Source organism: Streptomyces sp. NPDC008313 (genome assembly GCF_042956125.1).
Classification (GTDB): Bacteria; Actinomycetota; Actinomycetes; order Streptomycetales; family Streptomycetaceae; genus Streptomyces.
The window spans coordinates 91,305-103,879 of the sequence record NZ_JBIBFR010000024.1 but is presented as its reverse complement, the minus strand read 5'-3'; the positions used below and the strand labels follow the sequence as shown (position 1 = coordinate 103,879).

At 70.9% G+C, this 12,575-nt stretch carries 13 protein-coding genes; 5 read left to right on the top strand and 8 right to left on the bottom strand.

Features of this window, described 5'->3' with window-relative positions:
* Positions 1-65: 65 nt before the first annotated feature.
* The 6 genes from ACFY93_RS27765 to ACFY93_RS27740 all read right to left on the bottom strand — a co-directional run bounded on the left by ACFY93_RS27765 (position 66) and on the right by ACFY93_RS27740 (position 5,513).
* A complete protein-coding gene (locus ACFY93_RS27765; protein ID WP_391363970.1) occupies positions 66-419 on the bottom strand; it encodes a hypothetical protein in 354 nt (117 codons plus the stop codon).
* Positions 420-639: 220 nt separating this feature from the next.
* Positions 640-1,407 (bottom strand): enoyl-ACP reductase FabI, encoded by a 768-nt coding sequence (gene fabI, locus ACFY93_RS27760; protein WP_391363968.1) that lies wholly within the window; start codon positions 1,405-1,407, stop codon positions 640-642.
* A 5-nt stretch (positions 1,408-1,412) separates the two neighbouring features.
* The gene (gene fabG / locus ACFY93_RS27755) at positions 1,413-2,132 is read right to left on the bottom strand and encodes a 3-oxoacyl-[acyl-carrier-protein] reductase (RefSeq protein ID WP_391363966.1); all 720 of its coding nucleotides are present in this window, start codon (positions 2,130-2,132) and stop codon (positions 1,413-1,415) included.
* Between the two features lie 201 nt (positions 2,133-2,333).
* A complete protein-coding gene (locus tag ACFY93_RS27750) occupies positions 2,334-3,449 on the bottom strand; it encodes an McrC family protein (protein ID WP_391364028.1) in 1,116 nt (371 codons plus the stop codon).
* On the bottom strand, positions 3,364-4,437 hold the full coding sequence (locus ACFY93_RS27745; protein ID WP_391363964.1) for a hypothetical protein: 1,074 nt from the start codon (positions 4,435-4,437) through the stop codon (positions 3,364-3,366). The genes ACFY93_RS27750 and ACFY93_RS27745 overlap by 86 nt, the downstream gene beginning before the upstream one ends.
* Before the next feature lie 35 nt (positions 4,438-4,472).
* On the bottom strand, positions 4,473-5,513 hold the full coding sequence (locus tag ACFY93_RS27740) for a DEAD/DEAH box helicase (RefSeq protein WP_391363962.1): 1,041 nt from the start codon (positions 5,511-5,513) through the stop codon (positions 4,473-4,475).
* A gap of 248 nt (positions 5,514-5,761) precedes the next feature.
* Between ACFY93_RS27740 and ACFY93_RS27735 the strand changes: the two genes are divergently transcribed.
* From ACFY93_RS27735 to tyrS, 3 genes are read left to right on the top strand one after another with little or no spacing between them, the layout of a single operon-like run.
* The gene (locus ACFY93_RS27735; protein WP_391363959.1) at positions 5,762-7,285 is read left to right on the top strand and encodes a metallopeptidase TldD-related protein; all 1,524 of its coding nucleotides are present in this window, start codon (positions 5,762-5,764) and stop codon (positions 7,283-7,285) included.
* The gene (locus ACFY93_RS27730) at positions 7,282-8,676 is read left to right on the top strand and encodes a metallopeptidase TldD-related protein (protein WP_391363957.1); all 1,395 of its coding nucleotides are present in this window, start codon (positions 7,282-7,284) and stop codon (positions 8,674-8,676) included. Before ACFY93_RS27735 ends, ACFY93_RS27730 begins: the two co-directional genes overlap by 4 nt.
* Before the next feature lie 56 nt (positions 8,677-8,732).
* Positions 8,733-10,001 (top strand): tyrosine--tRNA ligase, encoded by a 1,269-nt coding sequence (gene tyrS / locus ACFY93_RS27725; protein WP_391363956.1) that lies wholly within the window; start codon positions 8,733-8,735, stop codon positions 9,999-10,001.
* A 110-nt stretch (positions 10,002-10,111) separates the two neighbouring features.
* Here the strand turns inward: tyrS and ACFY93_RS27720 are convergent, their stop codons facing one another.
* Positions 10,112-10,393, bottom strand: a complete 282-nt coding sequence (locus ACFY93_RS27720) for a GlsB/YeaQ/YmgE family stress response membrane protein (RefSeq protein WP_391363954.1) — start codon at positions 10,391-10,393, stop codon at positions 10,112-10,114.
* 254 nt (positions 10,394-10,647) lie between these two features.
* Here ACFY93_RS27720 and ACFY93_RS27715 point away from each other — a divergent pair, with 254 nt between their 5' ends.
* A complete protein-coding gene (locus tag ACFY93_RS27715) occupies positions 10,648-11,037 on the top strand; it encodes a DUF3099 domain-containing protein (RefSeq protein ID WP_391363952.1) in 390 nt (129 codons plus the stop codon).
* A gap of 214 nt (positions 11,038-11,251) precedes the next feature.
* Complete coding sequence (locus ACFY93_RS27710; protein WP_391364026.1) at positions 11,252-11,455, top strand: hypothetical protein; 204 nt, start codon at positions 11,252-11,254, stop codon at positions 11,453-11,455.
* Between the two features lie 46 nt (positions 11,456-11,501).
* On the opposite strand, the gene moaA is transcribed toward ACFY93_RS27710, so the two are convergent.
* Positions 11,502-12,491 (bottom strand): GTP 3',8-cyclase MoaA, encoded by a 990-nt coding sequence (gene moaA / locus ACFY93_RS27705; RefSeq protein ID WP_391363950.1) that lies wholly within the window; start codon positions 12,489-12,491, stop codon positions 11,502-11,504.
* Positions 12,492-12,575: the final 84 nt, after the last annotated feature.

The following is a 12,575-nucleotide window of genomic DNA, read 5'->3' as shown; positions in this document are numbered from 1 at the left end:
CTCAGTGCTTCCCGGCCCGTTCAGCCCCGGCCCGGCGGTGCGGGGCGACGGTCAGGTCCTGGCCCTCACGGCCGGTGGCTGACCCAGACCGCGCGGATCTCCTTCCAGCAGCGTCCCGTCAGCCGCACGGTCTCGGCCGGGCCGACGAGGACCGGTGAGCCGTCGCTGTCGATGTCCCACCAGCGGTCGCACTCGACGTGCAGGGCGACCCGGTCGACCTCCGGAAAGGGGTTGTGGCAGTAGGCGGTGGCGTGGGAGCCGTCGATCCTCGTACGGCACTCGGCGCCGGACGGCCGGTCGTCGCCCACGCGCGCGTGGGGGACGGTCTTCGCGACGTGCGCGGCCGACGCCTGCGAGGGCAGCGCGACGAGGAGGGCCAGAGCGGCCGGCAGCAGGGCGGAGCGTGGGGTAAGACGCACAAGTGGTACCTCCTCGGCCGTACGGGGGAGGGGGAACGTGCGGAACTCGTACTCCAGGGTGCGCCGCCCCCTGCCGCCCGCGCCCGGCCGGCAGGGCCGAACGGGTGACGCCCCGCCCCCCGCGCACTGCGGGGAACGGGGCGTCGTCACCGTACGAAAGTGCACGTCAGGGGCGTCGCGCCGGTCCGGCGGACCGGGACCGGCGGCCCCCCCACGGGCCCTACGCGCCGATCGCGTGCAGACCGCCGTCGACGTGGATGATCTCGCCGGTGGTCTTCGGGAACCAGTCGCTGAGCAGGGCGACGACACCGCGGCCGGCCGGCTCGGGGTCCTTGAGGTCCCACTCCAGGGGCGCGCGGCTGTCCCAGACCTGGGCGAGCTCGCTGAAGCCCGGGATGGACTTGGCGGCCATCGAGCCGATCGGGCCGGCCGAGATCAGGTTGGAGCGCACGTTCTGCTTGCCCAGGTCGCGGGCGAGGTAGCGGTTGGTGGCCTCCAAAGCGGCCTTCGCCGGGCCCATCCAGTCGTACTGCGGCCAGGCGTACTGCGCGTCGAAGGTGAGGCCGACGACGGAGCCGCCGTTCCGCATCAGCGGCAGGCAGGCCATGGTCAGCGACTTCAGCGAGAACGCCGAGACGTGCATGGCCGTGGCGACCGACTCGAACGGGGTGTTGAGGAAGTTGCCGCCGAGGGCGTCCTGCGGCGCGAAGCCGATGGAGTGGACCACGCCGTCCAGGCCGCCCAGCTCCTCGCCGACGACGTCGGCGAGGCGGCCGAGGTGCTCGTCGTTGGTGACGTCGAGCTCGATGACCTTGGTGGGCCTGGGCAGCTTCCTGGCGATGCGCTCGGTCAGGGTGGGCCGCGGGAACGCGGTCAGGATGATCTCCGCGCCCTGCTCCTGGGCCAGCTTGGCGGTGTGGAAGGCGATGGAGGACTCCATCAGCACACCGGTGATCAGGACGCGCTTGCCCTCGAGAATTCCGCTCATGTCGTTCAGTGACCCATTCCCAGTCCGCCGTCAACGGGGATGACGGCTCCAGTGATGTACGAGGCGTCGTCCGAGGCGAGGAACCGCACCGTCGCGGCGACCTCCTCGGGCTGGGCGTACCGGCCCAGCGGCACCTGCTTCACGATGTTCTCGCGCTGCTCGTCGCTGAGGGCCTTCGTCATGTCCGTGTCGACGAAACCGGGCGCCACGACGTTGAAGGTGATGTTGCGCGAGCCGAGCTCGCGGGCGAGGGAACGCGCGAAGCCGACGAGGGCGGCCTTGGACGCGGCGTAGTTCGCCTGCCCCGCGGAGCCGAGCAGCCCGACCACCGAGGAGATCAGGACGACGCGGCCCTTCTTGGCCCGCAGCATGCCGCGGTTGGCACGCTTGACGACGCGGAAGGTGCCGGTGAGGTTGGTGTCCACGACCGACGCGAAGTCCTCCTCGGACATCCGCATCAGGAGCTGGTCCTTGGTGACGCCGGCGTTGGCGACGAGGACCTCGACCGGGCCGTGCTGGGCCTCGATCTCCTTGTAGGCCTGCTCCACCTGCTCGGTGTCGGTGATGTCGCACCTGACGGCGAGGCAGCCCAATGCGGTCAGGGCGGCCGGCGGCTCACCCGACCGGTACGTGATCGCGACCTTGTCTCCGGCGTCGGCGAACGCCTGGGCGATGGCGAGGCCGATGCCCCGGTTGCCTCCGGTGACGAGAACCGAGCGGCTCAACGGATCACCCTTTCGATAGCGGACGTGGTACCTCGGAAACCTATCGGTACCGCCCGCCCCGCAAAGAATCGGGCGTCGACAGCGACACGCTGCACGTCCTGTCGGGTCCCTACAGCCGGACCACTTCTCGTGATCCGGGGCGGCCGGAAGCCCGAACGGGGCGGACCGCGGGCCCCGTCACTCTTTGGTTACCGGAACGGCTCACCTACGCGTGTCCGGGCCGCTGCGTGCGGTGTCGACCGACGCGGCGAGGGCGTCGATGTCCGAGGCCAGACTCCGCCAAGGGCGGGAGAGATAGACGACGTGTCGCCAGATCCTCAGCCGCCCCTCCCCCACCGGTACCTCCACGACTCCTGGCCTGCCGGAGGCGTAGACGAGATGCCCCTCGGCGAGACCGAGGCGTACGCAGTACGCGGTCATTTGGTACAGGTCACCCCGCTGCGGTCTGGTCTTGAACTTGGCGTCCAGGACGACGGCTTGGCGCATCGCCCCGTCGCGAGGCGACGGCAGGTAGTGCACGAGGTCGGGCTTGAGGGCGTGTCTGCCCGCGACGTCCAGGGAGAAGTTCCGGTCCTGCGGTTCGGGCCTGCCCCCGATGCGCAGGCGCAGGGCCTCGCCGACCGCGCGGGCCAGGTAGGCCTCGAAGAGGCGCCACATGGTCACGAGCATCCCGTCGACGGCGATCTCACGGCCGTCACCGAGTTCGTAGGAGGCACCGCGCAGGACGAGTTCGGCGAGGACGAGGGCGTGGGCGTAGCGGGCGTTGCGCCGGTCGGGGGTCCAGCGGGGTGACGGGGCCCCGGCGGGCAGGAGCGGGACTCCGTCGAGCCGGGCGGTGAGGCGCTGGAGGGCGGAGCGCGGTTCGGGGTCGAGGCCGGGCACGCGCAGGAGGCGGCGGGCGGCGGCGAGGAGGAGTCGGTTCTCCGGTATGTCGGGCGTGTGGTCGTCGTAGGCGACTTCCAGGGGCACGGGGACACCCGGTCTGCGGCGAAGCTGGTCGGCGTGGCGGATGCGGCCCCGGACGACGGGCAGCGTGTCGTACGTCTCCCGGTAGTCGTGGAGGACGCCGTGCAGCAGGGCGCGTTCGGCGGCGGAAACGAAGGCGTGCGCTAGGGCCGGAAGGAGGTCCGGGCGGGCGTCGGCGGTGACCGGGCGCGGATCGAAGTCGACGCGCTCGGGGCATAGGAGACGAGGTGGAGGAGACGGTCGACCGGGACCTTGGGGGTGATCGTCAGCTGGAGGGTGCCATCGCCCACGCCGAGGCGTACGGAGCCCACGGCGCCTTGGCGTACGTCTCCAGCGGAAGGGCGAGGGTATCGAACACCGCTTGGGGGAGCCGGTCGTAGGTCAGACCCTGCTCCCCCGCCGATTCCAGGGCCCGGTACAGCGCGCCACGTACTTGGCTGACCAGGGCGAAGTCGTTGAAATGGCCGGCCTGGAGGCTGGCGTCCTGCCGGTTGTCGACAAAGGTGAGCAGTTTGCGTGCCTTCTTCGTCAGGTCCGGCTGGTCGCGCAGGGAACGCACGACGCGGGAACTGATCAGGGAGACGGCGGAGCTGCGGCCCTCCGCGGAGAAGGTGCCCAGCTTGGCGAGGTCCTTGAGCCTCAGCTGCTCGTACGAGGTGCGGCAGTGGAGACAGAAGCGGAAGGGTGCGGCGATCCACCAGGCGCGCAGGCCCGTGCCGGGCTCGGTCGCCCGGCCGTCCGGGCCGATCCACACCTCTTGGGGAAGATCTCCCGACCGGGTCTTCAGGACCGTCGACCGGCCGTCGTCGTCGGTCTCGACCCAGCTCGCCGGGAGGCGCCGGAACACGGCGCCCTCGTCATGCACGTCGGGCCAGGGCCGGTCGTCGCTGACGTAGAGGAAACCGTCGCCGTCGGCGGCGGGGGCGTCCGGGTCCTCCCGAGCCTCGAACACCGCGCCCTCGTGCTCGGCGGGGCGAGTGACCACCAGGTACTCCTTGCCGCAGTCGCGGCAGAAGTGCAGAGGGACGAGCGGCTTGTCGCGGTGATCAGGGACCCGGGTCTGGTACTGGCTGGTGAGGTGGCGGCGGCCGGGCGGCTCGAAGCTGACGTAGACGGTGTCGCCCTTGGACAGGAACTGGTGCAGCCGGAAGGCGAACAGGGGCCTGTCCAGCTCCCGGTGCCTGGCCCTCGCTCCGACGCGCAGCACTGTCTCGATGGCACGGTGACAGGCCTCGGCGGGCTCCCCGCTCGCTTCGGCCAGCAGCCCGGACGCCTGCGGGATCGTCAGCGGGGGGCGGCGGACGAGCCGCCCACCGGGCTCCTCCACGGCCAGCCCCACGGTGTCCTCGACCCAGACAGCGAGGGGATCGCGGCTCAGGGTCTCGTACTCGGACGGAAGCTCATGAGGCGTTGCGGCGGCGCGGCGGACGGCGTCGGCAAGGGGTTCGCGGGGTGCACTCCGGGTACCGCGTCGGGGCCCGGGTCCGTCGAACGCTCCAGGGTCTCGCCGATCACACGCTTCGGCTCGATCTTCGTACCGAACAGGCGTGTGGCGACCTTGGCGATCTCCTTCCGGGCCTCGGCGAAGGTGACGCCGGTCGCCATCGTGGCCGACGTCCCGATGCACTGGAGTCCGGGCGCCTCACAGGCGTCTCGCAGGCGACGGACGAGAAGGGCGACGTCGGCTCCCTGACGGCCCCGGTAGGTGTGCAGCTCGTCGAGAGCGAGGAAGCGCAGCCCACGGGCAGCGCCGATCAGTTCCCGCCGCTCGTCGGGGCGGGTGAGGAGGTACTCCAGCATCACGTAGTTGGTGAGCAGGATGTCCGGCTTGCTCTTCAGGACCTGGAGTTTCTGCTCGGAGTTCTCCTGGCCTGTGTACCGGGCGAAGGTCACCTTGCGGTGGCCCTCGGGAACGCCCCACGTCAGGTACTTCTCCAGCTCGTGGAGCTGACTGTTGGCCAGCGCGTTCATGGGATAGACGACGATCGCCGAGATCCCGTCGGGGTTCGGGTGCCGCAGCACCTTGTCGACGATCGGCACGATGTAGGTCAGGCTCTTGCCCGAACCGGTACCCGTGCTCAGTACGTACGAGTCTCCGCGGTCGGCCACGGCGATGGCCTCGCGCTGATGCTGGTGGAGGGACAGGGTGCGGCTACCGGGGTCGTTCAGGTGCTTCTTGTGCCGAAAGTACTCCCGGCACATCGGGTGCAGCAGACCGTCGTCACACAGGGAGGCGACCGTTCCACCACTGCGGAAGGTGGGATTCAGCGCAAGCTTGGGGTCGGGCCAGCGGGTCTTGCGCTCGCGCTCGCCGGCAAGGTGACTCTCGATGTCCGGGTCTCGCACGGCAACAAGGGAGCTGGTGAACGCCTCGTACTCGGCGATGAGGTCGTGGTGGACACCGAAAACGTCCATGGTCGGCTGGGCCCCCTTGCAGTTCTACTCGCTCACCCGCGCGGTCCAACGGCCAGGTCACACACCACGGAACGCCCCCACGTAACTGCTCCACCCTACTGCTCCGCACGGACGTCCTCGTCAGTGATTTCGTTCTTTGCCGTGCAGGCAGGAAGGGTCGTGCGCATTTCCGGGGAATGGGCCCGGCGAGCCGTGATTCACTGCGTGCGACGGTCAGTACAGGCGAACAGTTCGAAGGGATCGCACCCGTGCCCCATGAAATCGATCAGTCGTTTCTCGCACTGCCGCTGCGGGCGCTGGCCGACGCGGCGCTCGCGCGGGCCCGGGCGCTGGGCGCCGAGCACGCGGACTTCCGGTTCGAGCGGGTGCGCAGCGCGTCCTGGCGGCTGCGGGACGCGAAACCGTCCGGATCCTCGGACACCACGGACCTGGGGTACGCGGTGCGGGTGGTGCACGGCGGGACGTGGGGGTTCGCGTCGGGCGTGGACCTCACGATGGACGCCGCCGCGAAGGTCGCCTCCCAGGCCGTGGCCATGGCGAAGCTGTCCGCGCAGGTGATCGCGGCGGCCGGCTCCGAGGAGAGGGTGGAGCTGGCCGACGAGCCGGTGCACGCCGAGAAGACCTGGATCTCCGCGTACGACATCGACCCGTTCTCCGTGCCGGACGAGGAGAAGTCCGCGCTCCTCGCCGACTGGAGCGCGCGGCTGCTGGCCGCCGGCGGGGTCGACCACGTCGACGCCTCGCTGCTGACGGTGCACGAGAACAAGTTCTACGCCGACACGGCGGGGACGGTGACGACCCAGCAGCGGGTGCGGCTGCATCCGCAGCTCACCGCGGTCGCCGTCGACGGGTCGACCGGGGAGTTCGACTCGATGCGGACCGTCGCGCCGCCCGTCGGACGCGGCTGGGAGTACCTGACGGGCACCGGCTGGGACTGGGACGCGGAGCTGGAGCGGATCCCGGAGCTGCTGGCCGAGAAGATGCGGGCGCCGAGCGTGGAGGCGGGGGTGTACGACCTCGTCGTCGACCCCTCGAACCTGTGGCTGACCATCCACGAGTCCATCGGGCACGCCACCGAGCTGGACCGGGCGCTCGGTTACGAGGCCGCGTACGCCGGGACGTCCTTCGCCACCTTCGACCAGCTCGGCAAGCTCAGGTACGGCTCCGAGCTGATGAACGTCACCGGTGACCGCACCGCCGAGCACGGCCTGGCGACCATCGGGTACGACGACGAGGGCGTGGCCGGGCAGTCCTGGGACCTGGTGAAGGACGGCACCCTGGTCGGCTACCAGCTGGACCGGCGGATCGCGCGGCTGACCGGCTTCGAGCGGTCCAACGGCTGCGCGTACGCCGACTCCCCCGGGCACGTGCCCGTGCAGCGGATGGCGAACGTGTCGCTGAAGCCGGATCCGGCCGGCCTGTCCACGGAGGGCCTCATCGGCAGCGTCGACCGCGGGATCTACGTCGTCGGCGACCGCTCCTGGTCGATCGACATGCAGCGCTACAACTTCCAGTTCACCGGGCAGCGCTTCTTCAAGATCGAGAACGGCCGGCTCACCGGCCAGCTGCGCGACGTCGCCTACCAGGCCACGACCACGGACTTCTGGGGTTCCATGGCGGCCGTCGGCGGTCCGCAGACCTATGTGCTCGGCGGCGCGTTCAACTGCGGCAAGGCCCAGCCGGGCCAGGTCGCGGCGGTGTCGCACGGCTGCCCGTCCGCCCTCTTCAAGGGCGTCAACATCTTGAACACCACGCAGGAGGCCGGTCGATGAGCACACGCACCAACAAGCCGCACGAGATCGTCGAGCGGGCCCTGGAGCTGTCCCGCGCGGACGGCTGCGTGGTGATCGCCGACGAGCGGTCGACCGCGAACCTGCGCTGGGCGGGCAACGCGCTGACCACCAACGGCGTCACCCGCGGGCGCACGCTGACGGTCGTCGCCACGGTCGAGGGCCGCGAGGGCACGGCGTCCGGCGTCGTCACGCGGGCGGCCGTGACGGCGGACGACCTGGAGCCGCTGGTACGGGCCGCCGAGGAGGCCGCGCGCGGGGCGGGCCCCGCCGAGGACGCGCAGCCGCTGGTCACGGGGGTGTCCCACTCCCCCGACTTCACGGACGCGCCCGCCGAGACCTCGTCGGCGGTGTTCACCGACTTCGCGCCCGCGCTCGGCGAATCGTTCGCACGCGCGCGTGCCGGCGGACGCGAGCTGTACGGCTTCGCCAACCACGAACTGGTCACCAGCTATCTCGGTACGTCGACGGGGCTGCGGCTGCGCCACGACCAGCCGAACGGGACCCTGGAGCTGAACGCGAAGTCGCCGGACCGTACCCGCTCGGCGTGGGCGGGGCGTGCCACACGCGACTTCAAGGACGTCGACCCGGCGGCGCTGGACGCGGAGCTCGCCACCCGGCTCGACTGGGCCCGGCGGCGGATCGAGCTGCCCGCGGGGCGCTACGAGACGCTGCTGCCGCCGACCGCCGTCGCGGACCTGCTGATCTACCAGTACTGGTCGGCGGCGGCCCGGGACGCGGCAGAGGGCCGCACGGTGTTCAGCAGGCCCGGAGGCGGCACCCGCGTCGGCGAGAAGCTCGCCGGGCTGCCACTGACCCTGCGCAGCGACCCGGACGAGCCGGGCCTTGAGTCCGCGCCGTTCGTCCTCGCGCACTCCTCCGGCGACGACGCGTCCGTCTTCGACAACGGGCTGCCGCTGACGGCCACCGAGTGGATCTCCGGGGGCGAGCTGAGGCATCTGTCGACCACCCGGCACAGCGCCGGGCTCACCGGACTGCCGGTGGCGCCGTCGATCGACAACCTGATCCTGGACGGCGGCGGTGACCGCTCCCTGGAGGAGATGGTCGCCGGCACCGAGCGGGGTCTCCTGCTGACCTGCCTCTGGTACATCCGGGAGGTCGACCCGGCGACGCTGCTGCTGACCGGCCTGACCCGGGACGGCGTCTACCTCGTGGAGGACGGGCAGGTCGTCGGCGAGGTGAACAACTTCCGGTTCAACGAGTCGCCGGTGGACCTGCTGCGGCGTGCGACCGAGGCCGGGCGCACCGAGAAGACGCTGCCCAGGGAGTGGGGCGACTGGTTCACCAGGGCGGCGATGCCCGCGCTGCGCATCCCCGATTTCAATATGAGCTCTGTCAGCCAGGGCGTATAACCTCGTAGTCGGCCGCCACCCGGCTGCCTCATGATCACCGAGGAGACACGAGAACCGTGACGGACATCGTCGACGAACTGCAGTGGCGGGGGCTGATCGCCCTCTCCACTGACGAGGACGCACTGCGCAAGGCGTTCGCGGACGGTCCCGTCACGTTCTATTGCGGTTTCGACCCGACCGCGCCCAGCCTGCACCTCGGCAACCTGGTGCAGATCCTCACGATGCGCCGGATCCAGCAGGCGGGCAACCGCCCGCTGGGTCTGGTGGGCGGCGCGACGGGTCTGATCGGTGACCCGAAGCCGAACTCGGAGCGCACGCTGAACGCCCCCGAGGTCGTGGCCCAGTGGGTGGAGCGGCTGCGCGCGCAGATCGCCCCGCTGCTGGACTTCGAGGGTCCGCACGCCGCGGTGATGGTCAACAACCTGGACTGGACCCAGGACATGTCGGCCATCGAGTTCCTGCGCGACATCGGCAAGCACTTCCGGGTCAACAAGATGATCGCGAAGGAGGCCGTCTCCCGGCGGCTCACCTCCGACGCGGGCATCAGCTTCACCGAGTTCAGCTACCAGATCCTGCAGGGCATGGACTTCCTGGAGCTGTACCGGAGGTACGGCTGCACGCTGCAGACCGGCGGCAGCGACCAGTGGGGCAACCTCACCTCGGGCACCGACCTGATCCACCGGGTCGAGCCGGAGGCCGCGGTGCACGCCCTCGCCACCCCGCTGATCACCAAGGCGGACGGCACCAAGTTCGGCAAGACCGAGTCCGGCACGATCTGGCTCGACCCCGAGATGACGACGCCGTACGCGTTCTACCAGTTCTGGCTGAACGCGGACGACCGGGACGTCTCGAACTTCCTGCGCATCTTCAGCTTCAGGTCCCGTGAGGAGATCGAGGAACTGGAGCGGCAGACCCAGGAGCGCCCCCAGGCCCGGGCGGCCCAGCGGGCGCTCGCCGAGGAGCTGACGACGATGGTGCACGGCGCCGGCCAGACGGCCGCCGTCGTCGCCGCGTCCAGGGCGCTGTTCGGCCAGGGCGAGCTGACGGACCTGGACGAGGGCACGCTGGCCGCGGCCCTCTCCGAGGTGCCGCACGTCCAGGTCGCCGAACTCGGCCCGGTGGTGGACCTCTTCGCCGAGGTGGGTCTGGTCGCGAGCAAGTCGGCCGCGCGCCGCACGGTCAAGGAGGGCGGGGCGTACGTGAACAACGTGAAGGTCGCCGCCGAGGACGCGGTGCCCGCCGCCTCCGACCTCCTGCACGGCCGCTGGCTGGTGCTGCGCCGGGGCAAGAAGAACCTGGCCGCGGTCGAGGTCACGAACGGCTGACCGCCCGCCCGCATCCGTACGCGCCTCCGGTGGACCCGGGGGCGCGTACGTGCGCCGGGCCGGGTACGAGGGGGGCGGTCCCGTCCGGGGCCGCTTCCCGCCTCCGACGGTCAGGCCCGCTGACGCCGCTTGTTGCCCCGCATCGCCATGTACAGCATGTCGCCGAGGAAGACGATCACGATGGCCGCGCCGAGCTGCAGCGCGTGCCGGCCCCAGTCGATGCCCTTGGTCGCCTCGATGCCGACGGCGCGGGCGATCGCGTTGCCCACGATGCCTCCGATGATGCCGAAGATCGTGGTCAGCCAGAGCGGACTGTGCTGCTTGCCCGGCAGAATGGCCTTGGCGAGCAGACCCAGCACGAACCCTACGATGATCGCCCACAACCAGCCCATGACTGCCTCCTAGTAGCACTCCGCGTACTGCTCCACGAGAGCATTTCGGCCAGTCTCGGCCTGCCCGCCATACAGCGCATGTCCGGCTCCGCCATACGCGGGACCCCTCGGCGTGGCCGCTCGCGCGCGGCGGGCCCCGGTCTCGTGACCGGCCGGGCGGCGGCGTACCGTGGAGTTTGTCCGGGCCCGGTTCCTGACGGGGTTCGTGGCGGGTACGAGCCGGGGCGTCGGACACAGGCGGGTGGTGCAGCGTGATGCTGAGACAGAGCAAGGACGAGGTCTTCCGGATCACCGGAGCCCGGCAGGGACTCGAGGAGGACGTCCGCGGCCGGCAGCGCCGGTACATCGTGTCGATGTCCGTCCGTACGGTCTCGGTGATCCTCGCGGCCGCCCTGTGGAACGTGGAGCGGCACGTCGCTCTGGTCGCCCTGGTGCTCGGCGCGGTCCTCCCCTACATCGCCGTGGTCCTCGCCAACGCGGGCCGCGAGAACGCGCCCTCGCTGCCCTCCACGTTCGTCACCGCACCGGTGCGGCCGATGCTCACCGGGTCCCCGCAGGACGGCTCCGCCCGGTCCGGGCCCGGTCCGCAAGCGGAGTCCGACCACGTCACAGGGGTGCCGGAAGCGGAACGCGACCCCTCGTGAAGCTCAAGAAAACCTCAGATCAATCACGTAGTTCCGGTGCCGGTCACCGGGTCCTCCGTGACATACTTCGTACGCGCTCCGCATCCCCCGTCGGAGCGACGGACCGACGCCGGGCAGCTCCCCCCGTGGCTGCCCGGCGTCGCCTTTTGTCTGGAGTCGCAAGGTGATCTCGCACAGTCCGGAGCCGTCCTCCGACTCCGGAGGCTCCGCGCCGATGTGCTCCGCCAAGGGCTGCCGGGCCGACGCCGAGTGGGTGCTGGCCTGGAACAACCCGAAGCTGCACACGCCGCAGCGCCGCAAGACCTGGCTCGCCTGCGAGGAGCACCGCGAGCACCTCTCGCAGTTCCTCGGCGTACGCGGGTTCCTGAAGGACGTCGTCCGCTTCGAGGAGTGGGAAGCGCCCCGGCAGGAGTCCTGACCGGGCCGCACCGCCGGCCGTGCCGGCGGTGCGGGCGGCCGGCCGGTCAGCCGCCGATGGACGACATCGGGCGCTCCGGCTGGAGGAACGACGGGTCGTCCAGGCCGGAGCCCGCCTTCTTGCCCCACATGGCGAGCTTCCAGATGCGGGCGATCTCCTCGTCGGGGGCGCCCGAGCGGAGCGCGGCGCGCAGGTCCGTCTCCTCGGTGGCGAACAGACAGGTGCGCACCTGGCCGTCGGCCGTCAGCCGGGTGCGGTCGCAGGCCGCGCAGAACGGGCGGGTGACCGAGGCGATCACTCCGACCCGGTGCGGGCCGCCGTCGACGACCCAGCGCTCGGCGGGGGCGGAACCCCGCTCCTCGGAGCCCTCCTCGGTGAGCTCGAAACGCGTGCGCAGCGCGGTGAGGATGTCGCCCGCGGTGACCATGCCCTCGCGCTTCCAGCCGTGCTGGGCGTCGAGGGGCATCTGCTCGATGAACCGCAGCTCGTAGTCGTGCTCGACGGCCCAGGCCAGCAGGTCGGGGGCCTCGTCCTCGTTCAGTCCGGGCATCAGGACGGTGTTGACCTTGACGGGGGTCAGACCGGCCTCGCGTGCCGCTTCGAGGCCCGCGACGACGTCGCGGTGGCGGTCGCGGCGGGTGAGGGTCTTGAAGACGTCCGGGCGCAGGGTGTCGAGGGAGACGTTGACGCGGTCCAGGCCGGCCGCCTTCAGCGCGGTCGCGGTGCGCCTGAGGCCGATGCCGTTGGTGGTCAGGGACATCCGGGGGCGCGGTGCGAGGGCCGCGACCCGCTCGACGATGCCGACGAGTCCCGGGCGCAGCAGCGGCTCGCCGCCGGTGAAGCGGACCTCGGTGATGCCGAGCAGCCCGACCGCGACGCCGATGAGGCGGACGATCTCGTCGTCGGTGAGCAGGTCGGGCTTGGCCAGCCACTGGAGGCCCTCTTCGGGCATGCAGTAGGTGCAGCGCAGGTTGCAGCGGTCGGTCAGCGAGACGCGCAGGTCGGTGGCCACCCGGCCGTAGGTGTCGATCAGCATGACGGCCCCCTCCCTCGATCCGGATCAGTTCTCGAGCCACTAGCGAGCCTACGTGAAGGGACCGACATCGTGAGCCGCCCGATC

Excerpts from the sequence above, each read along its gene's own strand:
- fabI (WP_391363968.1), bottom strand. The coding sequence starts at position 1,407 with ATGAGCGGAATTCTCGAGGGCAAGCGCGTCCTGATCACCGGTGTGCTG.
- ACFY93_RS27740 (WP_391363962.1), bottom strand. The coding sequence starts at position 5,513 with ATGGACGTTTTCGGTGTCCACCACGACCTCATCGCCGAGTACGAGGCG.
- ACFY93_RS27730 (WP_391363957.1), top strand. The coding sequence starts at position 7,282 with ATGAGCACACGCACCAACAAGCCGCACGAGATCGTCGAGCGGGCCCTG.
- ACFY93_RS27720 (WP_391363954.1), bottom strand. The coding sequence starts at position 10,393 with ATGGGCTGGTTGTGGGCGATCATCGTAGGGTTCGTGCTGGGTCTGCTC.
- ACFY93_RS27715 (WP_391363952.1), top strand. The coding sequence starts at position 10,648 with ATGCTGAGACAGAGCAAGGACGAGGTCTTCCGGATCACCGGAGCCCGG.
- ACFY93_RS27710 (WP_391364026.1), top strand. The coding sequence starts at position 11,252 with ATGTGCTCCGCCAAGGGCTGCCGGGCCGACGCCGAGTGGGTGCTGGCC.
- moaA (WP_391363950.1), bottom strand. The coding sequence starts at position 12,491 with ATGCTGATCGACACCTACGGCCGGGTGGCCACCGACCTGCGCGTCTCG.